This is a genomic window from Actinomadura sp. NPDC048394 (genome assembly GCF_040651755.1).
GTDB classification, from domain to species: domain Bacteria; phylum Actinomycetota; class Actinomycetes; order Streptosporangiales; family Streptosporangiaceae; genus Spirillospora; species Spirillospora montaniterrae.
On the sequence record NZ_JBEZJL010000006.1, the window covers coordinates 127,800 to 153,970 of the forward strand.

Annotated in this window: 28 protein-coding genes and 1 riboswitch; of the genes, 14 read left to right on the plus strand and 14 right to left on the minus strand. The window is 74.1% G+C overall.

All coding sequences use genetic code 11. From position 1 onward, the window contains the following. Positions 1-74: 74 nt before the first annotated feature. Complete coding sequence (locus AB0C78_RS05715) at positions 75-1,445, minus strand: cytosine permease (protein WP_360742166.1); 1,371 nt, start codon at positions 1,443-1,445, stop codon at positions 75-77. After that, a riboswitch (TPP riboswitch) is annotated at positions 1,438-1,555 on the minus strand. It overlaps the preceding gene by 8 nt. Positions 1,556-1,615: 60 nt before the next feature. Further along, positions 1,616-1,951 (minus strand): rhodanese-like domain-containing protein, encoded by a 336-nt coding sequence (locus tag AB0C78_RS05720; protein WP_151544311.1) that lies wholly within the window; start codon positions 1,949-1,951, stop codon positions 1,616-1,618. A gap of 46 nt (positions 1,952-1,997) precedes the next feature. Here AB0C78_RS05720 and AB0C78_RS05725 point away from each other — a divergent pair, with 46 nt between their 5' ends. Further along, positions 1,998-2,459, plus strand: coding sequence for an SSI family serine proteinase inhibitor (locus tag AB0C78_RS05725; RefSeq protein ID WP_360742169.1), 462 nt, complete (start codon positions 1,998-2,000; stop codon positions 2,457-2,459). A gap of 251 nt (positions 2,460-2,710) precedes the next feature. On the opposite strand, the gene AB0C78_RS05730 is transcribed toward AB0C78_RS05725, so the two are convergent. Further along, complete coding sequence (locus AB0C78_RS05730) at positions 2,711-3,574, minus strand: DNA-formamidopyrimidine glycosylase family protein (RefSeq protein ID WP_360742172.1); 864 nt, start codon at positions 3,572-3,574, stop codon at positions 2,711-2,713. Between the two features lie 429 nt (positions 3,575-4,003). Here AB0C78_RS05730 and AB0C78_RS05735 point away from each other — a divergent pair, with 429 nt between their 5' ends. The 3 genes from AB0C78_RS05735 to AB0C78_RS05745 are packed head-to-tail and all read left to right on the plus strand — an operon-like array spanning position 4,004 to position 7,556. Next, entirely contained in the window at positions 4,004-4,210 is a 207-nt protein-coding gene (locus tag AB0C78_RS05735; RefSeq protein ID WP_360742175.1) for a heavy-metal-associated domain-containing protein, read from the plus strand. A 48-nt stretch (positions 4,211-4,258) separates the two neighbouring features. Further along, positions 4,259-5,203 (plus strand): hypothetical protein, encoded by a 945-nt coding sequence (locus AB0C78_RS05740; protein WP_360742178.1) that lies wholly within the window; start codon positions 4,259-4,261, stop codon positions 5,201-5,203. Positions 5,204-5,234: 31 nt separating this feature from the next. Further along, positions 5,235-7,556 carry a heavy metal translocating P-type ATPase gene (locus AB0C78_RS05745; RefSeq protein ID WP_360742181.1) on the plus strand — a complete coding sequence of 774 codons (2,322 nt, stop codon included), beginning with the start codon at positions 5,235-5,237 and terminating at the stop codon, positions 7,554-7,556. Between the two features lie 76 nt (positions 7,557-7,632). Here AB0C78_RS05745 and AB0C78_RS05750 read toward each other — a convergent pair whose 3' ends face one another. The 3 genes from AB0C78_RS05750 to AB0C78_RS05760 all read right to left on the minus strand — a co-directional run bounded on the left by AB0C78_RS05750 (position 7,633) and on the right by AB0C78_RS05760 (position 11,122). Then, entirely contained in the window at positions 7,633-8,241 is a 609-nt protein-coding gene (locus AB0C78_RS05750; protein WP_360742184.1) for a transcriptional regulator, read from the minus strand. Between the two features lie 236 nt (positions 8,242-8,477). Then, complete coding sequence (locus AB0C78_RS05755) at positions 8,478-10,595, minus strand: bifunctional polysaccharide deacetylase/glycosyltransferase family 2 protein (RefSeq protein ID WP_360742187.1); 2,118 nt, start codon at positions 10,593-10,595, stop codon at positions 8,478-8,480. Between the two features lie 2 nt (positions 10,596-10,597). Next, positions 10,598-11,122, minus strand: coding sequence for a hypothetical protein (locus tag AB0C78_RS05760; RefSeq protein WP_360742190.1), 525 nt, complete (start codon positions 11,120-11,122; stop codon positions 10,598-10,600). Positions 11,123-11,354: 232 nt separating this feature from the next. Here AB0C78_RS05760 and AB0C78_RS05765 point away from each other — a divergent pair, with 232 nt between their 5' ends. Together AB0C78_RS05765 and AB0C78_RS05770 are read left to right on the plus strand one after the other, a co-directional pair. Continuing rightward, entirely contained in the window at positions 11,355-12,023 is a 669-nt protein-coding gene (locus AB0C78_RS05765; protein ID WP_360742193.1) for an RNA polymerase sigma factor, read from the plus strand. After that, positions 12,020-12,730 (plus strand): hypothetical protein, encoded by a 711-nt coding sequence (locus tag AB0C78_RS05770; protein ID WP_360742196.1) that lies wholly within the window; start codon positions 12,020-12,022, stop codon positions 12,728-12,730. The genes AB0C78_RS05765 and AB0C78_RS05770 overlap by 4 nt, the downstream gene beginning before the upstream one ends. Positions 12,731-12,800: 70 nt before the next feature. Here AB0C78_RS05770 and AB0C78_RS05775 read toward each other — a convergent pair whose 3' ends face one another. Continuing rightward, positions 12,801-13,205 carry a phosphoribosyl-AMP cyclohydrolase gene (locus AB0C78_RS05775; protein ID WP_360742199.1) on the minus strand — a complete coding sequence of 135 codons (405 nt, stop codon included), beginning with the start codon at positions 13,203-13,205 and terminating at the stop codon, positions 12,801-12,803. Between the two features lie 202 nt (positions 13,206-13,407). On the opposite strand from AB0C78_RS05775, the gene AB0C78_RS05780 reads away from it, so the two are divergent. From AB0C78_RS05780 to AB0C78_RS05795, 4 genes are all read left to right on the plus strand, one after another. Next, the gene (locus AB0C78_RS05780) at positions 13,408-13,866 is read left to right on the plus strand and encodes an ATP-binding protein (protein ID WP_360742202.1); all 459 of its coding nucleotides are present in this window, start codon (positions 13,408-13,410) and stop codon (positions 13,864-13,866) included. A 77-nt stretch (positions 13,867-13,943) separates the two neighbouring features. After that, positions 13,944-14,717, plus strand: a complete 774-nt coding sequence (locus AB0C78_RS05785; RefSeq protein WP_360742205.1) for an ATP-grasp domain-containing protein — start codon at positions 13,944-13,946, stop codon at positions 14,715-14,717. 69 nt (positions 14,718-14,786) lie between these two features. Further along, a complete protein-coding gene (locus AB0C78_RS05790; protein ID WP_360742208.1) occupies positions 14,787-15,359 on the plus strand; it encodes an NAD(P)H-dependent oxidoreductase in 573 nt (190 codons plus the stop codon). 1 nt (position 15,360) lies between these two features. Next, positions 15,361-16,842, plus strand: coding sequence for a DHA2 family efflux MFS transporter permease subunit (locus AB0C78_RS05795; RefSeq protein ID WP_360742211.1), 1,482 nt, complete (start codon positions 15,361-15,363; stop codon positions 16,840-16,842). An 88-nt stretch (positions 16,843-16,930) separates the two neighbouring features. On the opposite strand, the gene AB0C78_RS05800 is transcribed toward AB0C78_RS05795, so the two are convergent. The 3 genes from AB0C78_RS05800 to AB0C78_RS05810 form a co-directional block, all read right to left on the minus strand. Further along, entirely contained in the window at positions 16,931-18,280 is a 1,350-nt protein-coding gene (locus AB0C78_RS05800) for an FAD-binding oxidoreductase (protein WP_360742214.1), read from the minus strand. Between the two features lie 108 nt (positions 18,281-18,388). Continuing rightward, positions 18,389-19,195, minus strand: a complete 807-nt coding sequence (locus AB0C78_RS05805) for an SDR family NAD(P)-dependent oxidoreductase (RefSeq protein WP_360742217.1) — start codon at positions 19,193-19,195, stop codon at positions 18,389-18,391. 69 nt (positions 19,196-19,264) lie between these two features. Then, the gene (locus AB0C78_RS05810; protein ID WP_360742220.1) at positions 19,265-19,849 is read right to left on the minus strand and encodes a CGNR zinc finger domain-containing protein; all 585 of its coding nucleotides are present in this window, start codon (positions 19,847-19,849) and stop codon (positions 19,265-19,267) included. A 66-nt stretch (positions 19,850-19,915) separates the two neighbouring features. Here AB0C78_RS05810 and AB0C78_RS05815 point away from each other — a divergent pair, with 66 nt between their 5' ends. Together AB0C78_RS05815 and AB0C78_RS05820 are read left to right on the plus strand one after the other, a co-directional pair. After that, positions 19,916-20,305, plus strand: coding sequence for a carboxymuconolactone decarboxylase family protein (locus tag AB0C78_RS05815; RefSeq protein WP_360742223.1), 390 nt, complete (start codon positions 19,916-19,918; stop codon positions 20,303-20,305). Beyond that, positions 20,302-21,168, plus strand: a complete 867-nt coding sequence (locus AB0C78_RS05820; protein ID WP_360742226.1) for a hypothetical protein — start codon at positions 20,302-20,304, stop codon at positions 21,166-21,168. Before AB0C78_RS05815 ends, AB0C78_RS05820 begins: the two co-directional genes overlap by 4 nt. Here AB0C78_RS05820 and AB0C78_RS05825 read toward each other — a convergent pair. Continuing rightward, on the minus strand, positions 21,159-22,265 hold the full coding sequence (locus AB0C78_RS05825; protein ID WP_360742229.1) for an epoxide hydrolase family protein: 1,107 nt from the start codon (positions 22,263-22,265) through the stop codon (positions 21,159-21,161). The genes AB0C78_RS05820 and AB0C78_RS05825 overlap by 10 nt on opposite strands. Positions 22,266-22,270: 5 nt before the next feature. Next, a complete protein-coding gene (locus tag AB0C78_RS05830) occupies positions 22,271-22,864 on the minus strand; it encodes a TetR family transcriptional regulator (RefSeq protein WP_360742232.1) in 594 nt (197 codons plus the stop codon). 108 nt (positions 22,865-22,972) lie between these two features. On the opposite strand from AB0C78_RS05830, the gene AB0C78_RS05835 reads away from it, so the two are divergent. Together AB0C78_RS05835 and AB0C78_RS05840 are read left to right on the plus strand one after the other, a co-directional pair. Beyond that, the gene (locus AB0C78_RS05835) at positions 22,973-23,212 is read left to right on the plus strand and encodes a hypothetical protein (protein WP_360742235.1); all 240 of its coding nucleotides are present in this window, start codon (positions 22,973-22,975) and stop codon (positions 23,210-23,212) included. A gap of 88 nt (positions 23,213-23,300) precedes the next feature. Beyond that, positions 23,301-23,957 (plus strand): GntR family transcriptional regulator, encoded by a 657-nt coding sequence (locus tag AB0C78_RS05840; RefSeq protein WP_360742238.1) that lies wholly within the window; start codon positions 23,301-23,303, stop codon positions 23,955-23,957. A 28-nt stretch (positions 23,958-23,985) separates the two neighbouring features. Here AB0C78_RS05840 and AB0C78_RS05845 read toward each other — a convergent pair whose 3' ends face one another. Beyond that, positions 23,986-25,176, minus strand: a complete 1,191-nt coding sequence (locus AB0C78_RS05845) for an amidohydrolase (protein WP_360742241.1) — start codon at positions 25,174-25,176, stop codon at positions 23,986-23,988. Positions 25,177-25,222: 46 nt separating this feature from the next. Then, positions 25,223-26,104: a LysR substrate-binding domain-containing protein gene (locus tag AB0C78_RS05850; RefSeq protein WP_360742244.1), complete on the minus strand. Its 882-nt coding sequence runs from the start codon at positions 26,102-26,104 to the stop codon at positions 25,223-25,225. Positions 26,105-26,171: the final 67 nt, after the last annotated feature.

Consider the following 26,171-nt stretch of genomic DNA (forward strand, 5'->3'; position numbering starts at 1 on the left):
CCTTGAAATCGGCCATCTCCGTCGTGCCTTTCCGGCGGGCGCGGCGCATCCGTCGGCGCGCGGCTGCGGCAACCCTACCGTCGGGTAATACCGGCGCCGCGGGCGGCGCCCGCCCAGCCGATCAGCAGCGTCGCGGCGGCCGCGGCGAGGAAGGACAGCAGCGACGCGCTCATCCAGCTCTGCGGCGTGAAGTGCAGCGCGTCCCGCGCGTGCTGCCACAGGTCCGCCCACCAGCCGACGGTCCCCGGGTTGATCAGCTGGTAGGCGACGATGCCGACCGCCCACGCGGCGATCATGCTCCACCGGGACGGCGCGGTGCGGCTCGCGTCCCAGCCGCCGGCGCGGCCCCGGCCGAGGAAGAAGTCCGCGGCGAGCACGCCCAGCATCGGCACGAACACCGACCCGATCAGTGACAGGAAGCCCGCGTAGTCGTTGATGTCCAGCGCCAGCGCCAGCACGGTGATCCCCGCGCCGAGCGCGACCGACAGGACGCGCCGGTCGGCGCGCGGCACCAGGTTCTGGATCGACACGGCGGTGGAGTACACGTTCGCGAACGACTGGTCGGCCTCCCGCAGCACGAACACCGCGAAGAACACCGCACCCAGCGCGACGTGCAGGAACGGGTCGAACACCCGGTCGGTGTCGCCCGCGACGAGCGCCAGCGCCAGCAGCCCGAGCACGTACGCGACGATCTGGGTCACCGAGTACCCGACGGACGCCGCGCCGAAGGCCCCGCGCGCGCTCTTCGCGTGCCGCGTGTAGTCGGCGGCGACCGGCACCCACGAGATCGACACCGCCAGCGCCGCGTCCGCGCCGATCCAGAACCCGTGCCACGACCCCTGGTTCAGATCCGGCAGCGGCTGCCGGACCAGCTGCACGTAGAAGTAGCCCAGCGCCACGACCACCGCGACCGTCACGTACCGGCGCAGCAGCCGCACCGACCCGAGCGGCCAGATCGTCAGCACCGTCGTGAGCACCCCGGCCGCGACCACGTACCCCCAGCGCGGCACCCCGTCCCACAGCTCGCGCGCCGCGTCCGCGATCACGATCAGCTCGAACGTGCCCCAGCCGACCAGCTGCGCGATGTTCAGCACCGTCGGCACGTACGACAGCCGCGCGCCGAACAGCCCGCGCAGCAGCACCATCGCCGGCTGGCCCGTCCGCGCCCCCGGCACGGCGGCCAGCCCGAGCATCAGCCCGCCCAGCACGGTCCCGACGATCATCGCGGCGATGCCCGCCGCGATCGCCAGCGTCGGCTTGCCGTCCGCGCCGGGCGCGAGGACGGTGTACGCGCCGGAGAAGGCCAGCAGGCTGACCCCGAGGTTCGCCCAGAACGCGCTCTGGTCCCAGAAGCCGAGCACCTTCGGGGCGGGCTCGTCGAGGGTGTACGGGACCTCGTTGCGCGGGCTCTCGTGCGCGAGGGTCTTTTCGACGTCGGACGTCACGGGACACGCTCCCTACGCCGGCATTACCCGGACAGGTTCATGCGGTCGGCGACGCCAGGAAGGCCGCCCTCTCAGCCCGGCTCGAGGCCCGAGCTCCCGCGGTTATCGGTCGGCACCGATCGTACAACCGCCCGCAACCCCTACAAAGGGTGCATATCCCCGGGGGTCGGTCAGGCCACGTAGGGCTCGCCGTCCCCGCCGTTCTCCATCGGCCGGCCCGCCTCGGCCCAGCCCTTCATCCCGCCGTCCACGTTCTTCGCCAGCCAGCCCGCCTGGTTCAGCGCCACCGTCACCTGCGCCGACCGCGCCCCCGACCGGCAGATCACGAAGATCTCCCGGTCCCGCGGGATCTCCCCGGCCCGGTCGCCCAGCTGCCCCATCGGGATGTGCACGGCCTCGGGCGCGTGCCCGGCCTCCCACTCGTCCTGTTCGCGCACGTCCAGCAGGTAACCGCCCTGCGGAACGTCGGCGGCGACCACCGCCGGAACCTCGTCCCCGAAAATCATCACACCCCCATGGAACCGCGCGAAGCCCCCCTGCGTCGAATCACGCATGCGGTATCGGACGCTCATCCTCGCCTCGTCCGGGCTCGCCATGATCTTCTCACTGGCCGCCTGCGGCGACGAACACGCCAAGACCCTTCCCGCAGAGCGGCCCTCGGGCACCGCCGCGGTACGGCCCTCGAGCCCCTCGGCCGACAGCCTCACCATCCAGGTCAAGGCATCGGCCCAGGCCCCCGCCAAGACCTACACCCTGACCTGCGACCCGGCCGGCGGCGACCATCCGAAGGCCGCCGACGCCTGCGCCGCCCTCACCAAGGTCAAGGACCCGTTCGCGCCCGTCCCCAAGGACCGGATGTGCACCGACATCTACGGCGGCCCCGAGGTCGCCACGGTGAAGGGCACCTGGCAGGGCAAGCCCATCGACACCACCTTCAAGCGCAACGACGGCTGCCAGCTGCACCGCTGGACGGAGATCGCCCCGGTCTTCGGCCCCGTCCCGAAGGTCCGCTGACCCGCCCGCCCGCATGCGGTCGCGGCCGCAGCGCACCCAGATCCAGGCGTCGATCCGGGCCGCGCCCTCGGGCTCGCCCCACGCTGCCACTATGGGCGGCATGTTCTCGCTGCGGATGAACGACGCCGCGCTCGACTCCCTCGGCCTGCTGCGGGGACCGGCCGCCGCCAAGCCGCCGGCCGGCCTCGCCGCCGGGCTCCGGGACGCTCGACAAGATGGTCGTGGCCGACGTCGAGGTGGGCGCCTGAGGGTTACTTGAGGAGGCGGGAGAGGCGGCGGTCGGCGAGGGGCTTGCCGCCGGTCTGGCAGGTGGGGCAGTACTGGAGGGCCGAGTCGGCGAACGACACCTCGCGGATCGTGTCGCCGCACACCGGGCATTCCTGGCCCTTGCGGCCGTGCACGCGGAGGCCGGTCTTCTTCTCGCCCTTGAGGTCCTGGGCCTCCAGGCCGCGCGAGCGGTCGACCGCGTCGCGGAGCGTGGCGACGATCGCCTCGTGCAGGGTCGCGACGTCGTCGTCGGTGAGCGTCGCGGCGATCTTGAAGGGGGACATCTTCGCCACGTGCAGCACCTCGTCGGAGTAGGCGTTGCCGATGCCGGCGATGACGCTCTGGTCCCGCAGCAGGCCCTTGATCTGCGTGCGCTTGCCCGCGACGATCTCGCGCAGCCGGTCGGCGGTGAACGATTCGTCGAGCGGGTCGGGGCCGAGGGTCGCGACACCCGGGACGTCGTTCGGATCGCGGACGACGTAGACCGCGAGGCCCTTCTTCGTGCCGGCCTCGGTGAGGTCGAAGCCGGAGCCGTCGTCGAGGTGGACGCGGAGGGCGAGCGGGTTCTTCCCGCCGGGGCGGGCGGGCCTGGTCGGCACCTCGTCGCGCCATCGGAGCCAGCCGGCGCGGGCCAGGTGAACGACGAGGTGGATGCCGTCGACGTCCAGGTCCAGGAACTTGCCGTGCCGGGTCGCGCCGGTGACGGTCAGCCCGCCGAGCGCGGTCACGGGCGGGTCGTAGGTCTTCAGCGCGGAGATCGCGAGGACGTCGACGCGCGCGACGGCATGGCCGACGACGCGCTCGCGCAGGAACGCCGCCAGCGCCTCCACCTCGGGCAACTCGGGCATCGGACCTCCACTCGCCGACCGTGACCCCTCCAAGGTAAACGGTCCGGCAGCCATGCGGCGGACCTGCGCAAGTACCTCCCCCGGGGACGCGGATCGCGAGATCATCGATGGCGGCGGCGTCCCGCGTCCGGCGACCTCCCTGGACTGTCCACAGGGCCGGGGAAGGTTGTGGAAAACCTTGTGCATGGCGCGCGGTTCGGCGCGGCGGCGGGGCGTTCCGGGGTGAATACCTCGACGAATATCGACAAAGCGCCGTGCGGCGGTTCCTGCGGGCCGCCGCACAGGGTGTGGATAACTCCGCGCGACGGGCTGTGACCCGGATCTCGAAATAACCCCTAGGGGGTACGGGTTGTGCGGGGTGTTCGGGTTGTGGCACCATGAGGTCGTGCAGATACCCCCAGGGGGTACAACGACGAGGGAGGACGAGAGATGAGCACCGCCACCTACACCGTCACCGGGATGACCTGCGGCCACTGCGTCGCCTCCGTGACCGAGGAGGTCGAGCAGGTCGCCGGCGTGACCGCCGTCGACGTCGACCTCGAGACCGGCCGGGTGACCGTCACCAGCGAGGCCCCCGTCGACGACGCCCTGATCAAGGGCGCCGTCGAGGAGGCGGGATACGCCCTGCAGGCCTGAGGCCTGCCGCCCTGGGAACCAGGGCCGAGACGAGTGGAGTGAAGGACGATGAACACCGCGACCAAGCTGGGCGCCTACGTGGCAGGGCTGGCCGTCGTCTTCGGCGGCGCCGCCGGGATCGGCACGGTGGCCGGCCCGGTCGGCAAGGCCGACGAGGGCGGGCACGGCGCGCACGGATCCCACGGCGGGACGGCGGCGGGCACGGCGGTCCCCGGCGGGCTGCAGGTCAGCCAGGACGGCTACACCCTGCACCCGCGGACGACCACGGTGCGGCCGGGCGTGCTGACCGACTTCCGGTTCACCATCGACGGCCCGGACGGCAGGCCGGTGACCGGGTTCACGCCGCTGCACGGCAAGCGGCTGCACCTGATCATCGCGCGCCGCGACCTGTCCGGCTTCCAGCACCTGCACCCGACCGAGGTCGGCGGCGGCGTGTGGGCGGTCGCGGTCGTCCTGCCGAAGGCCGGCGCGTACCGGTTCTTCACCGACGTCCAGCCGGAGGGCGCGAAGGAGGCGCTGACGCTGGGCGTCGACGTCGCCGCCCCGGGCGACTTCCAGCCGGTCCCGCTGCCGGAGCCGGAGCAGGTCGCGAAGGTGGACGGCTACGAGGTGAAGCTGGCCGGGGCGCTGGCCCCGGGCAAGGCGAGCAAGCTGACGCTGACGGTGAGCAAGGACGGCAAGCCGGTCACGGACCTGGAGCCGTACCTGGAGGCGTACGGGCATCTGGTCGCGCTGCGGCAGGGCGACCTGGCCTACCTGCACGTCCACCCGGACGGCGAGCCGGGCGACGGCAAGACGAAGCCGGGTCCCGGCATCACCTTCTACGCCGAGGCGCCCAGCGCGGGGACGTACCGGCTGTACCTGGACTTCCAGCACGCCGGCAAGGTCCGCACGGCGGAGTTCACCGTGACGGCGGGGCCGTCGTCCGGGCCGGTCGAGCAGGGCGGCCAGGACGAGGGCCACGGCGAGGGCCACGGCGAGCACACCCACTGACATCCCGTACGGTCGAAGCGAAGGAGGAGCGATGACCACCGGCGCCGTGCCAGAAGCGGAATCCGGGCGGATCGAGCTGGCGATCGGCGGGATGACGTGCGCGTCGTGCGCCAACCGCATCGAACGCAAGCTGAACAAGCTCGAGGGCGTCACCGCGACGGTCAACTACGCCACCGAGAAGGCGAAGGTCGAGTTCCCGGCGGGGGTATCGCCGGAGGAGCTGGTCGCCACGGTGGAGGCGGCGGGCTACACCGCCGAGCTGCCGGCCCCGCCGAAGAGCGAGGGCGAGGGCGACGCGGGCGGGGAGCCCGACGACGGGCTGCGCACGCTGCGGCAGCGGCTGGTCATGTCGGTCGTCCTGGCGGTCCCGGTGATCGCGATGGCGATGGTCCCGGCGCTGCAGTTCGACAACTGGCAGTGGCTGTCGCTGACGCTGGCGTCGCCGGTCGTGGTGTACGCGGGCTGGCCGTTCCACAAGGCCGCGTGGACGAACCTGCGGCACGGCGCCGCGACGATGGACACGCTGGTGTCGGTCGGCACGCTCGCCGCGTTCGGCTGGTCGCTGTGGGCGCTGTTCTTCGGCACCGCCGGGGAGACGGGCCTCAAGCACGGGTTCGAGTTCTCCATGACCCGCTCGGACGGGTCGATGAACATCTACCTGGAGGCCGCGTCCGGCGTCATCGCGTTCATCCTGGCGGGCCGCTACTTCGAGGCGCGGTCCAAGCGGCGCGCGGGCGCCGCGCTCAGGGCGCTGCTGGAGCTGGGCGCCAAGGAGGTCTCGGTCGTCCGCGACGGGCGCGAGGAGCGGATCCCGGTCGAGCAGCTCGCCGTGGACGACGTGTTCGTGGTCCGTCCCGGCGAGAAGATCGCGACGGACGGCGTGGTGACCGAGGGGTCGTCGGCGGTGGACGCGTCGCTGCTGACCGGCGAGTCCGTCCCGGTGGAGGTCGCGCCGGGCGACGCGGTGGTCGGCGCGACGGTGAACGCGGGCGGGCGGCTGCTGGTCCGCGCGACGCGGGTCGGCGCCGACACCCAGCTCGCGCAGATGGCGCGGCTGGTGGAGGACGCGCAGACCGGCAAGGCGCAGGTGCAGCGGCTCGCCGACCGGATCTCCGGGATCTTCGTCCCGGTGGTGATCGCGCTGGCGGTCGCGACGCTGGGCTTCTGGGTCGGCACCGGCTCCGGCCTGGCCGGGGCGTTCACCGCGGCGGTCGCGGTGCTGATCATCGCCTGCCCGTGCGCGCTCGGCCTGGCCACCCCGACCGCGCTGATGGTCGGGACGGGGCGCGGCGCGCAGCTCGGCATCCTGATCAAGGGCCCGGAGGTGCTGGAGTCGACCCGCGCGATCGACACGGTCGTGCTGGACAAGACCGGCACCGTCACCACCGGCCGGATGGCCCTGGTCGGCGTGCACACCGCCGACGGCGTGGACGAGGCGGACGTGCTGCGGCTCGCGGGGGCGCTGGAGAACGCGTCCGAGCACCCGATCGCGCAGGCCATCGCCAAGGGCGCGACCGAGCGCGTCGGGACCCTCGGCACGGTCGAGGACTTCGCGAACGTCGAGGGCCTGGGCGTGCAGGGGGTCGTCGACGGGCACGGTGTCCTGGTCGGCCGGCCTCAGCTGCTCGCCGAATGGTCGCAGCACCTGAGCGCCGAGCTGGAGCGGGCGATGGCGGAGGCGCAGTCGCAGGGCCGCACCGCCGTCGCGGTCGGCTGGGACGGCGAGGCCCGCGCGGTGATCACCGTCGCGGACCAGGTCAAGCCGACCTCGGCGGAGGCGATCGGGCAGTTGCGGGCGCTCGGGCTGCGGCCCGTCCTGCTCACCGGTGACAGCGAGACCGTCGCCCGGACGGTCGCGGACGCGGTCGGGATCGACGAGGTCATCGCCGAGGTCCTGCCGCAGGACAAGGTCGACGTCGTCAAGCGCCTGCAGGGCGAGGGACGGACGGTCGCGATGGTCGGCGACGGGGTCAACGACGCCGCCGCGCTCGCCCAGGCCGACCTCGGCCTGGCGATGGGCACCGGGACGGACGTGGCGATCGAGGCGTCCGACCTGACCCTGGTCCGCGGCGACCTGCGGGCCGCGGCGGACGCGATCCGGCTGTCCCGGCGCACGCTCCGCACGATCAAGGGGAACCTGTTCTGGGCGTTCGCCTACAACGTGGCGGCGCTGCCGCTGGCGGCGACCGGGCTGCTCAACCCGATGATCGCGGGCGGCGCGATGGCGTTCTCGTCGGTCTTCGTGGTGAGCAACAGCCTGCGGCTCCGCCGGTTCAAGGCGCTGAACGGCGACACCGAGCCGGCCCCGGCGGCCGCGGCCCCGGCCCGTCCGGAGGTCGAGCCGGCCCGCTGACGGCCCGGAACGAGCGCGCGGCCCCCGATCCGGGGCCGCGCGCTCGCTGTTTCATGTGAAACCCGTGCCAGGGGTGCTAGAGCGGGACGTCCCAGAAGGCGAGTTCGTGGCGCATGCCGTCGAGGAATAGGCGTTCCGCGCGGGCGGGGCCGGCGCCGGACTCGTCGATCATCTGGGCGATGCGGCGGGTCAGCTCGGCGAAGCCGGGGTCGGCGTAGGTGTCGACCCAGCGGCGGTAGCGCGGCTCGGCGGGCGGGTCCTCGGCGAGGCGGGCGCCCAGCGTGGAATAGCCCCACATGCACGGGTACAGGGCGGCGAGCCCGTCGCCGTAGTCGGCGGCGCTGTCCAGGAGGAACGCGGTGTAGGCGGCGCAGGCCGGGCCCTTGCGGGCGCCGTCGAGGTCCGCGCCGAACTCCGCGGACAGGGATCGGTGCAGGTCCAGCTCGTCGTGGAAGGTCGCGTGCGCCAGGTCGACGAGGTCGCCGAGGTGCGCGGACGGGGCCTGCCAGGCGAGCCGGGAGAACACGCGGACGTAGTCGTGCAGGAACAGGTAGTCCTGCTCGAGCCAGGAGCGGAAGACCGCCTCGTCCAGGTCCCCGCGCGCGATGCCGAGGACGGTCGGGTGCTTCAGCTGCTCCTCGACCAGCGGACGGCCGAGCTCCTCCAGGTGCGCCGCGAGACTCATGCGGGCAAGTCTGGCATCCCCGGACACGACCAGGCCCCGCCGGGTCTTGCGGCCCGGCGGGGCCCTGGTCAAGCACCGGTGTGCGGGTCGCCTCTCGGCGAAAGGCTCAACACGGCTCCAGCCGGACGGTATTCCGTGAAGGCAATAGGTGAGGCCCGGGGACACCAGGCACACCGGCTGTTATGTGTAACCCCCGGGGCCCCCGGGATTGTTCCCGCCCGCCGGACGGGATTCCGTCAGCGGGCGGACGCGGGCTGCGGCGGGACGTCCGAGAACGTGCCCGTGCGGCGGATCGTGTGCCAGCCGAGCCGCGAGCCCAGCAGCGCCGTGACCACCGACTGGACGACGACCAGGTACATGAGCTGCCGGTACACGAACTGCTGGAGCGGCAGCGCCCACAGCGGGCGGACGCGCTCGCCGTCCAGCCAGAGCGCGTACGCGCCCGCGGCCGTCTGCGCCGCCACGAACCCGGCCCAGAGCAGGATCGGCCCCACCGGGTTCAGGAAGACCAGGCCGAACAGCGCGAACAGGTCGACGGCGGGCGCGAACAGCGGCAGCACCACCTGGAACACCGCCAGGTACGTGAGGCAGCGGCGGCCGAACCGCCCCGACGCGCCGCGCTCCACCAGCGACCGGCGGTGCTTCCACATCGCCTGCATCGTCCCGTAGCACCAGCGGTACCGCTGCCGCCACAGCTGGCGCAGCGACGACGGCGCCTCCGTCCAGGCGATCGCCTTCTCCTCGTACACGACGCGGTACCCGGACCGGCAGATCGCCATGGTCAGGTCGGTGTCCTCGGCGAGGGTGTCGGCGGGGACGCCGCCGACCCGCGCCAGCACCGAGCGGCGGAACGCGCCGATCGCGCCCGGGACGGTCGGCATGCACTGCAGCACGTCGAACATCCGGCGGTCGAGGTTGAAGCCGATCACGTACTCGATGTGCTGCCAGCGGCCGAGGAGCCCGCCCCGGTTGGCGACCTTGGTGTTGCCGCTCACCGCGCCGACGCGCGGATCGGCGAGCGGCCCGACGAGGTGCCGGAGCGTGTCGCGCTGGAACACGGTGTCGCCGTCGACCAGCACGAGGATCTCGCCGCGCGCCATGGCCGCGCCCGCGTTCAGGGCGCTGGGCTTGCCGCCGTTGGGCTTGCGCAGCAGCCGGACGCCCGGCAGCGCGAGGCCCTCGACGATCGCGGCGGTGCGGTCCGACGACCCGTCGTCCACCACGATCACCTCGAACGCGCCCGGATAGTCGGTGTCGAGCAGCGACCGGACCGTCGCCGCGATCCCGGCCTCCTCGTTGTAGGCGGGCACGATGACGGAGAGGTCCGGGTACGGCGCGGGGCGGGCCGGCGGCTTCCGGACGCGCCGGACGTGCACGTGCGCGAAGACCAGCAGCAGCACGAGCCGCAGCACGTACAGGGCTCCGGCGACGCCGAACAGCGCGCCGAGCCAGCCGGTGAGCGCGGACGCGGTCCGCTGCGCGGCGACCAGCGTCCAGCCGATCGCCTTCTCCCGGCCGGAGACGGCGATGTCGGCGGCGGGCATCCGCATGGCCTGCGACAGCGTGGTGAAGCGGTAGCCGTGCGGCTGGAGCCGGTCGATGATCTGCTCGACGGCCGCGACGGTCTGCGCCCGGTCGCCGCCCGCGTCGTGCAGCATGACGACGGCGCCCTGGCCGCGCTTCTCCGCCGCGAGCGCGGTCTCGACGATCTTCTCGGTGCCCGGCCGCTGCCAGTCCTCGGTGTCGCGGTCGGTGAGGACGACGACGTACCCGTCCTTGCCCGCGCGCTCGGCCGCCCGCCATTCCGGCGCGGTCAGCCCGTCCGGGACGGACGAGTACGGCATCCGCATCAGCCGCGTGTGGACCCCGGCCGCGCCCGCCAGCGCCCGCTGCGTGAGGTCGAGTTCCAGGCGCGCGCGCCAGGCCGGGGCTGTGGCGAGGTCGACGTGCGTGTAGGTGTGCGAGCCGATCTCGTTGCCCTCGCGCAGGATGCGGCGGGTCAGGGCAGGGTTCTCGGCGACGTGCGCGCCGACGGCGAAGAACGTGCCGTGCGCGCCGTGGCGGCGCAGCACGTCGAGGATCCGCGGCGTCCACGTCGGGTCGGGGCCGTCGTCGAAGGTCAGCGCGATCGTCTTGGCCGGCATCCGCAGCGAGTGCGGCGTCCCGCCGGCCATGTTGACCACCGGGCCGCCGGAGGTGATCCGCGACGGCGCGGGGACGGGGTGCACCGGGTCCTTGCGCGGCGCCTCGCCGACCGCGCCGTGCGCGTACCCGTCCAGCAGCAGCAGGACGGTCAGGGCCAGGCCGCCGAGGAGCAGCAGGATCCAGTGGCCCCGCGGTTCGCCTCGCCGCATCCTCAGCTCGGCTTCTTCGTGTGCCCCCAGGCGGGCGGGCTCGCGTGCGAGTTGCCCGGACGGCTCGCGGTCGTGCTCGCCGTGGGCTTGGCGCTGGGCGCGGTCGACGCGGACGGCGCGGGCGCCGTCGTCGACGCCGGCTGCGAGGTCGCGGAGGGCGCCTTGGCCGACCCACCGGACGGGACGGTACGGGGCCGTTTGCTCGACGTCCCGCCTTCACGCCCGCCAGTCGGTTTCGCAGCGCGCGCGCCGGCCGACTGGTGCCCGCCATCAGGATGCGTGGACGGCGCGTTCCACGGCGTTCCGGGGACCGCGGCGCCTGTAGCCGCCCCGATGCCCAGCGCGCCGAGGAAGACCACGAGGACCGCGCCCGCCACCAGGCCGATCCGCCGGGCCAGCCGCTGCCGCCGCCCCGTCGCGTCCACGAACACCGGCGACCCGTCCGGCGTGGTGTCCCGGGGACCGTCCGGCGAAACGCCGCCCGCGGGCGCGGCGGGCCTCGGCGACACGGCCTGCGTCAGAGGCACGGTGTTCAGTCTCGGCGCGGCATGCCGCGGGCCCCTGGGACGGCCCGGTGCCGCGCCGGACTCCTCGTCCGGGCCATGCGGGTGTGCAGGCAAATCGCGGATCATGTCGTCCATCACTTCGCATCGGGGACGAACGCCGCGCGCGCTCGGGCGGTGCGGCCGTTCAGAACGGTCAGCGCCGAGCACCCCGTACATGTCACACCACACCTGAAATGCCTGCACAATGACGCAGGTGACGCGAGTGCGGCGAAAGGACGCGGGCGGCGAGGACGACCTCGACCGCGCGCTCCGCGCTGCCCAGGAGGGCGACGAGGAGGCCTTCCGCGTGCTCTACCGGGACGTCCAGCCCCGGCTGATCCGCTTCACGGGCGCGCTCGTCGGCGCCGACGCCGAGGACGTCACGTCCGAGGCATGGCTGCAGATCGCCCGCGACCTGGCCGCCTTCCGCGGCGACATCGACGGGTTCCGCGGCTGGGCCGCCACGATCGCCCGGCACCGCGCGCTGGACCACCTGCGCCGCCGGTCCCGCCGGCCCACCGCCGACGCGCCCGCCGAGGAGCTGCTCACGCTCGCCGCGCAGTCCGACACCGAGGCGCTGGCCCTCGACGGCATCGCCACCGGGGAGGCGCTGCGGCTGATCGCCGGGCTGCCGCGCGACCAGGCCGAGGCGGTGCTGCTGCGCGTGGTGGTGGGACTGGACGCCAAGTCCGCGGGGAAGGTGCTCGGGAAGCGGCCCGGCGCGATCCGCACCGCCGCCCACCGGGGGCTGCGCCGCCTGTCCGAGCGGCTCGCGGGGTCCGCCGAGGCGGTCTCCGGGGCGGTCCCGGCGCCGCAGGCGGGCACGCTGCCCGGTGCCGGAAGTGACAAAAGCGGCGGTACGGGCGCTGAAGGGGTGAGATGAGCGACCACCAGCGAGCCCGACGGCTCGACCAGCGCACCGCCGAGCGGCTGCTCGGCGGCGCCTCGGCGAGCCTCCCGAACGGCCCCGCCGGCGACCGCGCCGGCGGCTCCGCCGACGGCCATGACGCGCTGCGCGCGCTGCTGTCGGCCGCCGCGGGTCCGCCGCGTCCGGGCGAGCTGGCCGGCGAGGACGCCGCGGCCGCCGCCTTCCGCGCCGCCCGGGCCCGGCCCGCGGCGCGCCGGTCGCGCTGGGCCGCCGTGCCCCGCTACGCGACGATCAAGGTCGCCGTGGTCGCCGCCACGCTCGCGGCGTTCGGCGGGGGCGTGGCGGTGGCGGCGAGCACCGGGCACCTGCCCGGGCAGTCCCCGGCGCCCGCGTCGTCCCACCACCGCGCGCCGAAGCAGTCGTGGCACCGCGGCGACCACCTGCACCCGTCGCCGACGGTCGTGCCGCGCTCGACGCCGCCGCGGCACCCGAAGCCGAGCCCGTCCCCGAAGGGCACGCCGCAGCACGGCCGGACGACCCCGCCCGGCCAGGCCAACAGCAGGTCCCCGAAGGCCAAGAAGACGCACCCGAACAAGGGCCAGGGCAACGGGAACAGCAGCAGCAACAGCAGCAACGGTGACGGGCACGACCGCGGCCGCGGCAGGCAGGACCGGAGCGTTCGGAACGTTCCCGAGCAGCATCCCCAGAAGTCCACAAGATGAGATTTGACTACCAGAATGTGGACACCGCCGCCTTGGCTCGCACCATGGTCACCGCAAGAGCAGGCCGCCGTCATTCGTGGCGGAGGGCGCCCTCGCCGGTGATCGACCGGTAGTAGCAGGTCGGACGCGCGTCGCCGGACGCCGACTTCGTGTGGCACGCGCCGCCGGTCGTCCGGTTGACCAGGTAGAGCAGCGAGTTCTGCTCGCAGTTCACGCGGACCTCGACCAGCTCCAGAACGTCGCCGGACGACGCGCCCTTGCGCCACAGCTCGTTGCGCGACGTCGACCACAGCACCGCGATCCGCTCGTCCAGCGTCGCCTTCAGCGCCTGCTCGTTCGCGTAGCCGATGAACAGCACGTCCTTGCTCGCCGCGTCCTGCAGCACCACCGGCACCACGTCCGAGCCGGTCGCCGCGACGGCGCGCAGCTTGCCGAAGTCGAGTGCGAGCCGCGTTCCCTCTTCGAGTTCGTTCACCACGCGATCCTCCCCGTGCCCAAGCGCCCCGGCAACCCGTTCGTCACCGTGCGCGCCGATGTCAGCACGCATCGTCGCACGTCCGCCGGGTGCATCTTCGTAAACGGCGAATGCGCGGCGCCCGGCTTGTCACCGGAGGCGATTGTGCGGCCGCATCCGCGGTCCCATGCTGGCCGGAGCACTCACTTCAGGGAGCGATGCGATGACACGGGGCACTGTCCGGACGCGCGGTCCCATGCGCCTCCTCGGCACGACCAGCCTGCCCGGGGTCGCCCGCTCCGCCCCCGAGGCGCGCGCGTTCGTCCGCCGCGTCGCCCCGCACATCGACGCCGAGGCCCTCGCCGACGTCGCCCTGTGCGTGGACGAGCTCGTCGCGAACGCCTGCGAGCACACCGCGTCCGGCCTGGGCGGGCGGGTGACCGTCATCGTCAGCGCCGCGGACGGGATGCTGCGCGTCACCGTCCTCGACGACGGCGGCACCGGCGGCGCGCCGTGCGTGCGCGACGACCCGTGCGGCGAGGACGGCCGGGGGCTGCGCCTGGTCGACGCGCTGTCCACCGCGTGGGGTTCGCACAGCGCCCTCGGCGGCAGGGCCGTGTGGGCGGAGTTCCGCGCGCCCGCCGCCCCGCGTACCGCGTGCAGCCACCCCTGCCCCCTTTGACTCCTATATCCGGATGACGCGGGCGTCCGTGGAGCGGCATCCTTTGACGGCCCTGCCGTCAGCCGTGGAGGTCCGTTGTGCCGACGCTCGTCCTGTCGCCCCGCTACACCGAGGACTCGAAGGTGCTGCGCCTCGCCGCCGGACGCGCCGGCTGGAAGGCCGAGCGCCTGGGCGGGTGGCGGGCTCCGGCGCACCTGCGCGGGCGGGACGTCGCGCTGTACGGGGAGCCGACGTTCGTGGAGGTCATCGCGGCGCAGCTCGGCGTCGCGCTGATCGACGCGCCGCCGGCCTGGCTGCCGGGCCTGCCGGAACGGCATCTCCGCCGAAAAGTAGATATGTCGACATTGGCGGAGGTTCGCGGGTCGCGCGCATGGCCGCTGTTCGCCAAGCCGGCGGACGGCCGCAAGGGTTTCGAGGGCCGGGTCTACGGCTCGCCCGCCGACCTCCCGGAGCCGGTGCCCGGCGACACCCCCGTCTTCGTCGCCGAGCCGGTCGAGTGGGAGGTCGAGTACCGCTGCCAGGTGCTGGACGGCGAGGTCGTCACGATGTCGCCCTATCTGGCGGGCGGCGAGCTGGCGCTCACCGGCGACGGCCGCTGGGAGGCGCCGTATGCCGAGGAGGCCCGCGAGTACGCCGGCGCGCTCCTGGCCGAGGTGCCTCTGCCGCCCGCGATCGTCGTCGACGTCGGCCTGGTCAAGGGGCGGGGCTGGGCCGTCGTGGAAGCGAATGCGGCGTGGGGCGCGGGCCTTTACGGGTGCGACCCGCAGGCCGTCCTGCGGGTCCTGTCCCGGGCGTGCGCGCCCGCACCGTCCGACCGCGAGTGGACGATCACCCCCGTCGAACTGGGCTAGGCCGACCGGTGGGGAGGCCAGTCGGCTGACAGATGCCCGGCCGGTTGGGGCGTTCCTAGCGTCGGGGCCATGGAAACGACACCTCTTCGCGTCGCCGTCATCACCGCCAGCACCCGCGAGGGACGCTTCGGCCCGACCGTCGCCGGCTGGTTCACCGGGCTGGCCGGGCAGCGGGACGACCTCGTCCTCGACCTGGTCGACGTCGCCGACGCGCCCCCGCCGAGCCGCCTCGGCACGCCCGCGCCCGACGGCTTCACCGAGACCACCCGCGCGCTGCAGGCCGCCGACGCGTTCGTCGTCATCGCCTGCGAGTACAACCACAGCTTCCCCGGCACGCTGAAGAACCTGATCGACACCCACTACTACGAATGGCGCGCCAAGCCGGTCGCGTTCGTGTCGTACGGCGGGGTGTCCGGCGGGCTGCGGTCCGTCGAGCACCTGCGCGGCGTCTTCGCCGAGCTGCACGCCGTCACGATGCGCGACACCGTCAGCTTCCACGCGCCGTGGAACTGGTTCGGCGAGGACGGGCGGCCGGTCGACGCCGAGGGCGCCGAAGCGGCGGCGAAGGGCATGCTCGACCAGCTCGCCTGGTGGGGGCACGCGCTGCGCGACGCCCGCGCCGCCCGGCCCTACGGCGGCTGACATGGCGACGATGACGCAGGCCCCGCCGGCGGCGGGGCGGGGCGCGCGGCCGATGGCGGTCGCGCTGGTGCTGGTCCTCGGCTCGATCATGATCACGCTGGACCAGACCGTGGTGAACGTCGCGCTGAACCGGCTGTCGGCGGACTTCGCCGCGCCGCTCGGCACCGTCCAGTGGGTGGCGACCGCGTACGCGCTGGCCCTGGCCGCGGTGATCCCGTCCACCGCGTGGGCGGTCGGGCGGTTCGGCGCGCGGCGGCTGTACCTGGTGGCGATCGCCGGGTTCGCCACTGCGTCGGTCCTCGCAGGGCTGGCATGGAACATCGAGTCGCTGATCGCGTTCCGGGTCGTGCAGGGGGTCGGCGGCGGCCTGGTGATGCCGGTCGGCATGACGATCCTGCTGCGCGCCGCCGGACCGGACCGGCTCGGCCGGCTGATGAGCACGCTCGGGCTCGCGGTCCTGGTCGGCCCGCTCGCCGGGCCCGTCCTCGGCGGGTGGCTGATCGACGCGGTGTCGTGGCGGTGGATGTTCTTCGTCAACCTGCCGGTCGCCGCGGCGGTCGTGGCGCTCGCCGCGCGGGTCTTCCCCCGCGACGCCGCCGGGGCGCGGACCCCGCTGGACGTCCTCGGGCTGCTGATGCTGTCGCCCGGCCTCGCCGCCCTGCTGTACGGGGTGACGACGGGCGGCGACCGCGGCGACTTCGGCTCGGCCCGGGTGCTCGTCCCGCTGGCCGCCGGGGCGCTGCTCGTCGCCGGGTTCGTGCTGCGGGCGCTGGTCGTCCGGCATCCGCTGATCGACCTGCGGCCGTTCCGGGACCGGACGTTCGCCGCCGCGACCGGCACGCTCGCGCTGTTCGCGACCGGCTACTTCGGGACGATGCTGCTGCTCCCCCTGTACCTGCAGGTCGTGCGCGGCGAGACCGCGACGGTGGCGGGGCTGCTCGGCATCCCGTTCGCGCTCGGCTCCGGAACGGCGATGCAGGTCGCCGGGCGGATCGTCGACCGGGTCCCGCCGGGACGGCTCGTGCCCGTGTCGATCGCGACCGCGCTGACCGGGTTCGCGCTGTTCACCGTCCAGCTGAGCGCGGACGCCCCGTACTGGGGGCTGTGCGCGGCGATGGTGCTGATGGGCGCGGGCGGCGGCGCGACGATGATGCCGGCGATGACGGCCGCGACGCGCGGGATGTCCCACGGGCAGGCGCCCGCCGCGAGCACCACGGTGAACCTCGTCAACACCGCGTCCGGGGCGATCGGGACGGCGCTGGCGTCGGTGGTGCTGTCCACGCTGATGAGCGGCCTCGTCCCGGACGATCCGGACGGCGGCGGCGCGCTCCAGGCCGTGCACCGGCTGAGCCCGCGGGCGCACGACGCGATCGCCGGCCCGCTGGCGGACGCGTTCCAGCACACGTACGCGTTCGCGCTCGGCCTCCTGGCCCTGGCGCTGGTCCCGGCGCTCCTCCTCCCGCGCCGCCCCCCGCAGAAGTGACGCGCCGGAAACCCCCGCTCCGGTGTCCGGAACGGGGGTTCAGGCGTGAGGGCCCGGAGGGCGCGGTGGCCGTGCGGGGCCTCGCGTCCTATTTCGCGGGTGCGATGTTGTGGTTCAGGCGGAAGAGGTTCGACGGGTCGTACTGCGCCTTCAGTTCGGCGAGCCGCCGGTAGGTCTCCGGCTCGTACGCGGCGCGGACCTGGTCGGGCGTCGCGTTCGCGCCGAACAGGAAGTTCAGCACCTGCCCGCGCGCGCGTGCGGCGAGCAGCCCGCCGAACCGGTCGTGCAGGGCGTCGACGCCGGTGTCGTCCGGGCCGAGCCTGGACAGCAGGCCGACCAGGTATCCGGCGTCCCGGTTGCCGACCGCGTTCGGGACGGCCGGCGGCTTCGCCATCGCCCCGCCGAGGTGCCTGACCTCCACGATCGCCCGGTCGGGGGCGCCCGGGCCGGCGAGGGCGAGCAGGTCGCCGGCGAGGTCGCCGTCCAGCGCGTCGACCGCGACGTTCGTCGCCCGGTACGCCATCGGGACGGGCGGCTCGTTGTGGATCAGGCCGGAGTCGGTGTACGGCATCTCGCCGACCGTGTCGACCAGCCGCGGCCCGATCGCCCGCAACGGTGCGACGAGCCGCTCGCCGTCCGCCGCGTCCCCCGTGAAGGCGATCCGGACATGCGCGACGTGGCGGCCGCGGAGCGGCTCCGGGAACACCGGGACGTCGGGCACGGGCATCAGCGCGACCGACGAGGTCATCTCGTCCGGGACGGTCTCCGTCCACCGCCGCCAGACGTCCATGACCGCGGGGATCAGGTCGGCGTCGAAGTACAGGCCGCCGCCGTACAGCCGCGCGACCGGGAGCAGGCCGATCTCCAGGCTCGTCACCACGCCGAAGTTGGCGCGTCCGCCGAGCAGCGCCCAGAACAGGTCCGGGTCGCTCTCCGGCGTGACGTGCCGGAGCCGCGCGTCCGCGGTGACGACATCGACCGACCGGACGTGGTCCGCCGCGAACCCGTACCGCCGCGACATCAGGCCGATCCCGCCGCCGAGCGTGTAGGACACCGCGCCGACGCCGGGCGACGACCCGCTCAGCGGCGCCAGCCCGTGCGGCGCGGCCTCCGCGACGACCTGCGCCCACCGGACGCCGGCCTGGATCCGCGCCGTCCGGGCCCGCGGGTCGATCTCCACGCCGGTCATCTTCCGGGTGACGATCAGCAGGCCGCCGTCGGCGGGGAGCGGGAGCCCGTGCCCGGTGTTCTGAACGGCGACCGGCATGCCCCGCGCGGCGGCGTGCTCGACGGCGGCGCGCACGTCCTCGGCGTCCTCCGCCACGACGATCACCGCGGGACGGTGCGGGCCGGCCGTCTGGAAGCCGGTCCGCTCGGCGTCGTAGCCCTCGTCGCCCGGCACGAACACCGCGCCCCGCACCGTCCCGTACGCGTTCATCGTCGCCCCTCTCAGTTCTCGCCCTGTCGCTCACCGTCCATCCTGGTCACCGGCTTTCCATACGTCAAAGAGATGGGTCTTCTAACCTCTAGCAGGATTGCTTATGACTTAGAGCTCCTTGAGGAAGCCCGAGTCGACCACGACCTCCGCGCCCGTCGTGCTCGCCGACCGCGGCGAGGCCAGCAGCGCCACCGCGTCCGCGACCTCCTGCGGCTCGGCCATCCGGCCGGTCGTCAGGCTCATCATCTCCGCGGCGCCGCCGTTCAGGACCGCGTCCCGGTCCGAGCCGGTGGCCTGCGCGATGACGTCCGCGGCGCCGCCCTCCTCGGTCCACCACGCCGTCCGGACCGGGCCGGGCGACACCGTGTTCACCCGGATCCCCTGCGGCCCGAACTCCTCCGACAGGCCCTTCGCCAGGTTGTTCAGCGCCGCCTTCGCCGCGTTGTAGTCGAAGTTCATCGGCCCCGGGCGCCGCCCGTTCACCGACGACACGTTGACGATCGCCGCCGCGTCGCTCTCCAGCAGGTGCGGAAGCGCCGCCCGGACCGCCCGGACCACCGCGATCACGTTGAACTCGAACACCTCGCGCCAGTCGTCGTCGCTCAGCGTCCCGAACCCGAACCGGGGCATGACCGCGCCGGGCGGCGGGCCGCCCGCGTTGTTGACCAGGACGTCCAGCCGGCCGAACGCCTCCACGGCCCGCTCGACGGCGAGGCCGGGCGCCGCCGGGTCCATCAGGTCCGCGGCCACGTGCACCAGGTCCGGCCCGGCGAGCGCGTCCAGCTCCGGGCCGGGCTTGCGGGACACGGCGACCACGCGGGCGCCCTCGTCGAGCAGCGTCCGCACGACCGCGAGCCCGATGCCCTTCGAAGCGCCGGTGACGACCGCAACGCGTCCGGTGAGCCGCAGGTCCATGGGTTCCCCTCTCGTCGGTGCGCACGCCCCGTCCGGGCGTGCGGCACCCCATGAACCCCGCCTAGCCGATCACGGTTGCAGCCGCGGCTGTCCGTCTTCCGCGCTGCGGCGCGCGCGCAGGGCGCGGACACGTCCGCGGCTGGCGCACGCGGGCGACGGGCACCAGCGGCGCCGGTCCGCGGGATCGGCGAACACGCCGCGGCAGTCGTCCTCGGGGCAGACCTTCAGGAACGCCCGCTCCGGGCCGGTCAGCTGGTCGACGGCCTGGCGCGCGATCCGGCCGAGCGCGGCGCCGCCGTCGGCCGGCGCGGCCCGGACGAGGCGCCCGTCCACGGCGAGCACGACGGGGTCGGCGGCCGCCGCGAGGAAGCCGGCGAGTTCCCGGACGTCGCCGTCGGCCGGGGCCTCGCCGTCGACGGTCGCCAGCGCGATCGGGCGCAGCACCTCGCGCAGCCACCGGGCCCGTTCGAGGTCGGCGGGCCCCACGGGACGGACCGGGGCCAGCTCGCAGGCCTCGAGCCAGCGCGCGAACCGCGGCACGTCGGGGATCCGCTCGACCGGCCGCGCGCCGAACGCCCGGCCCTTCGTGGCCAGCAGGTTCAGCCAGGTCGCACCGCAGTCGAGCCGGAACGCCGCCGGATCGTTCGTCGCCATGACCCGATTGTAACGCCCTGGCCGTTACGCTAGCATGTAACGCCCAACCCGTTACAAGGAGCGCCCGTGGACCTCACCGAAGCCACCCTCGACCGCGCCGAAGGCCACCGCCTGCTGGACGTCCTGCAGGACGAGACCACCCGGCAGGCCACGTTCCCCGCGCTGGAGGACCTCGCGCCCGGCTTCGCCGACTGGGTCGTCACCAGCCTGTTCGGCGGCACCTACCAGCGTCCCGGCCTGTCCCTGCGCGACCGCCAGCTGCTCAACCTCGCCGCGCTCACCGCGCTCGGCGGCGTCGACCCGCAGCTCACCGGGCACGTCCGGACGTGCCGGCGGCTCGGCATGACCCGCGAGGAGATCATCGAGGCGTTCGTCCACCTCGCGCCCTACGTGGGCGTGCCGAAGGCCCTCGCCGGCCTGCGCGTCGCCGCGGCGGCCCTGGCCGACGCCCGATGAGGGTCCGGACCGTCCTCGGCGACGTCGACCCCGCCGACCTGGGCGTCTGCGACGCCCACGACCACCTGTTCCTCCGCACGCCGCGGCTGCCCGGCCGGGAGCTCGACGACCCCGCCCGCGCCGCCGCCCACCTGCGGGCCTTCGCGGACCTCGGCGGACGGACGATCGCCCACTGGACCCCGTACGGCCTCGGCCGCCGCGAGCGGGACCTCGCCGACCTGTCCGCCGCCACCGGCGTGCACATCATCGCCGCGACAGGCCTCCACCAGGCCGTCCACTACGACCCGGACCTCCTCGCCCGGATCCGTCCCGGCCTCGCCGCGCTCTTCCACCGCGAGCTCACCGACGGCCCCGCCGGGATGATCAAGGTGGCGGGCGGCTTCCACGGCCTCGACGAGCACGCCCGGCACACCATGGCCGCCGCCGCCGAGGCGTCCGGCGCCACGGGCGCCCCCATCGGCGTCCACCTGGAGGACGGGACCGCCGCCCTCGACGTCCTCGACCTGCTCTGCGGGTCCCTCGGCGTCCCGCCGGACCGGGTGATCCTCAGCCATCTCGACCGCTCGCCCGACCCCTGGATCCACCGCCGGGCCGCCGAGGCGGGCGCCTACCTGTGCTTCGAGGGCCCGTCCCGCGCGCACCACGCGACCGACTGGCGCCTGTTCGACTCCCTGGCGGCCCTCGCCGAGGCCGGTCACACCGACCGCGTCCTCATGGGCGGCGACACCACGACGCCCGACGCCCCCGGCATCCCGCACCTGCTCCGCGTCCTCCGCCCCCGGGTGGAGGCCCAGCTCGGCCGGGACGCCGCCACCGCCATCTTCGAGACGAACCCGGCGCGGGCGTTCGCGATTCAGCGGTAGGGGCGGAGGAAGCCGGTGATGTCGGCGGCGAGCAAGGCGGGTTCCTCATGGGCGGCGAAATGCCCGCCGCGCGGCATCTCCGTGTACCTGACGACGTTGTAGACGCGCTCCGCCCAACTGCGCGGCGGATGCGTCAGGTCGGCGGGGAACAGGGCCACGGCGGTCGGGACGTCCACGCGCTCCACCCGCCTGGTCAGGCCCGACGCGTACTCGTAGTACGGCCGGAAGGACGTCGAGATCGTCTGCGTGAACCAGTAGAGCGATGCCTGCGTCAGCAGGAAGTCGTCGCTGAACCGCGACGACAGGTCGCCGCCGCTGTCGCTCCACGCGCGGTACTTCTCCACGATCCAGGCGAGCAAGCCAACGGGCGAATCGGCGAGCCCGTAGCTCAACGTCAGCGGACGGGTGCTCTGTTCGTGCTGGTAGCCGCCCTCCTGCGCGATCCACGCGGCGACGGAGTCCAGATACGCCTGCTCCTCCGGCGTGACGTCGCCATACGAGGCCGGGCTCGCCACCGCCATCAGATGGATGCCCGCCAGCGCCTCGGGGTGCGCCTCCGCCAGCCGCGAGGTGATGCCGGCGCCGAGATCGCCGCCGTGCGCCGCGTACCGCTCGAAGCCCAGCTCGTCATGCATCAGCCGGTGCCACAGCTCGTGCGTCTGCTCCCGGTCCAGCGCCGGCCGCTGCGGCGAGAAGCCGAACCCCGGCAGCGACGGGACGATCACCGTGAACGCGTCGGCGTCGTCGCCCCCGAACCGCGACGGCGCCGCCAGCCGCTCCGCGAGGCCCGTCATCTCGAGGAACGAGCTGGGCCACCCGTTCGTCAGCACGATCGGCAGCGCCCCGCGCCGTTCGGCGTCGTAGCGCAGGTAGTGGACGGGCGTCCCGTCGATGTCCGCGAAGTGCGAGGGGAGCGCGTTGATGGCGGCCTCGTGCGCCCGCCAGTCGTAGCCGCTCGCCCAATAGGCGACGAGGCGCCGCAGCTCACCGGCGTCCGTCCCGGCCTCCCACGGCCCGGCGGGCCAGGCGGCCGGCCACCGCGTCCGCTCCAGCCGCGCCCGCAGCTCGTCCACCTCGGCATCCGAAACCACGATCACGCCGCTCACCGGGAGTCGCCTGCCAGGGTGCGGACGAGGCGGACGATCGCGGCGCGCTGCCCGTCCGGGTCGTCGTCGAGGCCGGGCATCAGCATCCGGCGCAGCTGGGGCGTGGCGAACCACCAGCCGGCCAGGACGATGACGGCGTACAGCAGCTCCTGCGGTGCGAGCCGGGCGTCCAGGTGCCCCGACTCCTGCGCCTTGGCGAGGGCGGCGATCTTCCCGGTGTAGTGCGCGGTGCGCTCGGCCTCGGCGGCGACGGGCTCGCCGTCGGCGGTGTGGAGGCCCTCCCAGTGCAGCAGCCGGACGAAGTGCGGGTGCTCCCGGTGGTAGTCGAAGACCCGCCCGGCGTACTCGCCGAGGTCGGCGGCGACCCGCTCGTCCAGGGGGACGGCCTCGGCCAGGCGCTCCAGCTCCGTGGTCAGCACGATCGCGAACATCTGCCGCTTGTTGCCGAAGTAGGAGTAGATGCGCTCCTTGTTCACCCCGGCGGTGGCGGCGATCCGGTCCATCCGGGCCGCCTCGGGCCCGTGGGCGGCGAACTCGCCGACCGCGGCGTCGAGGATGAGCCGCCTGGTCCTCTCGGTGTCCCATGCCATGGGGCCGAGCCTACGCGAAATTCCAACTCACGGGTTGGCTTTTGCGGGCGGGCATGGCAAACTCCAACTCACGAGTTGGAGTTTGGTCGATCACCGCGAGGAGCCGTCATGTCCCCGATCCGCCCCCAGGCCGCCGTCCCCTCGGTCCACCTGCGCGCCGCATTCACCTGGCTGGCCGTCTACCTCATGATCATGGCCACGCAGATCCTGCTCGGGCCGCTGCTGGGCGGGCTGTCGCTCCCGGTCCGGACGCTCGTGGTGACCGGCCTCGTCGTGCCCACCGTCGTGTACGCGCTCGTCCCCGCGATCCTGCGGACGTACGCCGCGCTTCGCCGCCGCCCCCGGTGACGACCTCAGGACGCCCTTACAAGTGCCGCCGCGCGCGGGCCGGTAGAATGGGATACCAAATTTTCATCGATCCGGGGAGTGGAGCGGGATGCCGGGAGAGGGCGGCGGCGAGCCCGAGTCGGCGCGGGTGGCCCGGCTGATCCGCGACGACATCCTCGACGGCGTCCGGCAGCCGGGCGACCGGCTCGTCGAGCGGGACCTGGCGGACGAGCTCGGGGTCAGCCGCGTGCCGGTGCGGGACGCGCTGAAGACGCTCGTCTCCGAGGGCCTCGTCACCCTGCGTCCCCGCACGTGGGCGGTCGTCCGCGAGTTCACCGCGAGCGACATCGCCGACCTGCGCGAGGTGCGCTCGGCGCTGGAGGTGCTGACGTTCAAGCTGGCGGCGCAGCGGCACACCCGCGCGGGGCTCGCGCGGCTGCGCGCCGCGCTCGACGCCGAACTCGCCGCCGCCCGCGCGGGCGACGCGGTGGCCGCGCGCCGGTCCGCCGCCGACTTCCACGAGCGCGTCACGGAACTGGCGGCCAACCAGCTGCTCGACGAGCTGGAGGGCGTGCTGCGCAGCCGCATGCGCTGGCTGCTCGGCCGACACGACGACCTGCTGCGCGTGGCGGAGGAGCACGAGCAGCTGTACGAGGCGGTCGCGCGGCGCGACGTCGCCGGGGTCGAGGAGCTCGCGCTGCGCCACCTGGAGACCGGACGGCGCCTGCACGACGGCCGCCGCGGCGCCCCCGACCCGCCGAGCTGAACCCGGGGCGTACCCGGGGGAGCCGGTGTCAGAGGAGGACGTCCCCGTCGCGCGCCACGACCCGGCCGCCCGCGATCACGAGCTTCCGCTCGGGGCAGCGCACCAGCGCGTCGGGGACGTTCTCCGCGTCGACGAGCACCAGGTCGGCGGGGGCCCCGGGGACCAGATCGTGCAGGTCGCGGTGGACGAACCGGCTCCCCCGCGTGGACGCCAGCGCGACCGCCTCGGTCAGGTCCTCGTCGGTGCGCATCCCGTGCAGGCGGGCGAAGCCGAGCGCGATGCCCAGCATGTCGCCGGTGCCGAACGGCGACCACAGGTCGCGGATGCCGTCGGTGCCGAGCCCGAGCCCGATGCCGCGGGCGGCCATCTCCCGCCACGGCAGCGGTGCCGTCCCCGGCGGCGCGACCGTCGCCCACGAGATCCCGGCCTCCTCGAACCGCTCCAGCAGCTCGCGTTGGCGCGGGACGGGCAGCTCTCCGAGCGCGAACCCGTGCGAGATCGTCACCCGGCCCTGCAGCCCCGCGCGCACCGTGCGGTCGGCGATCAGCTCGAACTGGAACGCGCCCAGCTCGCCGTGGTCGTGCAGGTGGATGTCCAGCCCGACGCCGCGGCGCTCCGCAATGCCGAACAGGCCGTCGAGCTGCGCGACGGGATCGCGGTCGATGCCGGCCGGGTCGATGCCGCCGATGCTCGCCGCGCCGGCGGCCGCCTCGTCCAGCAGGTCGAGCACGCCGGGACGGCGGACCACGCCGTCCTGCGGGAACGCCACGATCTCCACGTCGACGGCGCCGCCGAGCCGGTCCGCGGCCTCGCGCACGACCTCGATGCCGCGCAGGCCGACGCCGAGGTCGACGTCCACGTGCGTGCGCGTGGCCGTCGTGCCATGCCGGAGGAACTCGCGCAGCACGGCGGTGGCGGCGTCCACGCTGGGCAGCCCGTACCGCTCCCGTTCCTCCCGCTCATGCGCGATCCGGCCCTGCGTCGTCGGCTCGCCGCCGTACGGCACCCACGGCAGGCCCCACCAGCTCTTGTCCACGTGCGCGTGGGCGTTGACGAACCCGGGCAGCGCCAGCAGCCCGCCGCCGTCGATGCGCTCACCGTCCGCGGCGGCGTCCGCGCCGGAGGCGGGGCGCACCTCCCGGATCCGCCCGCCGTCGACGACCACGTCCGCGGCCGGACCGCCCCAGGGGCGCACGTTCGTCACGATCGCTACAGCCATACCGATTGGTATACCATTTTTGGCGCGGGGCGAGGCCCCGCCGCCGTCACCCCTCCCGCGGTTCGCCGGCGCCCCAGTCCCAGCCGGCGATCGTGGTGCGCATCAGGCGGGCGGCCGCCGACAGCCGGCTGCCGGCGCCCCAGTACAGGCTCAGCGTGCGGCGGCAGTCGGGGCTGTCGACGGCGATCCAGGCGACGGAGGCCACGGACGCCGAGCGCCGGGCGAGGCCCGGGACGAGGCCGACGCCGAACCCCGCGATGATCAGCTCGGCGATGGAGCCCACCTCGTCCCCCTCACAGACGATCTTCGGGGTGAGGTCGCGGGCGGCGAACAGCCGGTCGAGGAGCCGGCGCTGCCAGTGCCCCTTGTGCGCGGCGATGAACGGCTGCCCGGCCAGCTCGTCGACGGTCACCGAGGCGCGGCCCGCCAGCGGATGGTCGAGCGGCGTGGCCAGCCACACCTCCTCGTCCAGCAGCCGGACCGATTCCAGCCCGTCGGCGTGGATCGGCTGCGAGGCGGCGCAGAGGTCGACGTCCTGGGCGAGGAGCGCCCGGGCCATGTCCGCGGCGGGCATCTGGTGGAGCTCGACCTCGACCTCGGGATGCGCCCGCTTGTACGCGGCGAGCGGCGCGGTGAAGGTCAGGAAGGTCTCCGACGCCAGCCGGACGGTGCCGAAACCCTCGCCGGCGGCCTCGGCGACCGCCCGCCGGCCCGCGTCGAGCTCGCCGAGCGCGCGCTCGACATGCCCGCGGAACAGCTTCCCGGCGTCGTTCAGCCGGAGCCGCCCGGCCCGGTCGAACAGCGGCGTGCCGAGCTCGCCCTCCAGCCGCGCGATGGTGCGGCTCAGCGACGGCTGCGCGACGCGCAGCTCCTCGGCGGCGCGGCTGAGGTGCTCCAGGCGCGCGACCACGAGGAACTGCCTGAGCATGTGGAGATCCATGGCCGCCTCGTCATGCCTCGCGAATCATAACGTCATAGCAATATTGATCTTAGAC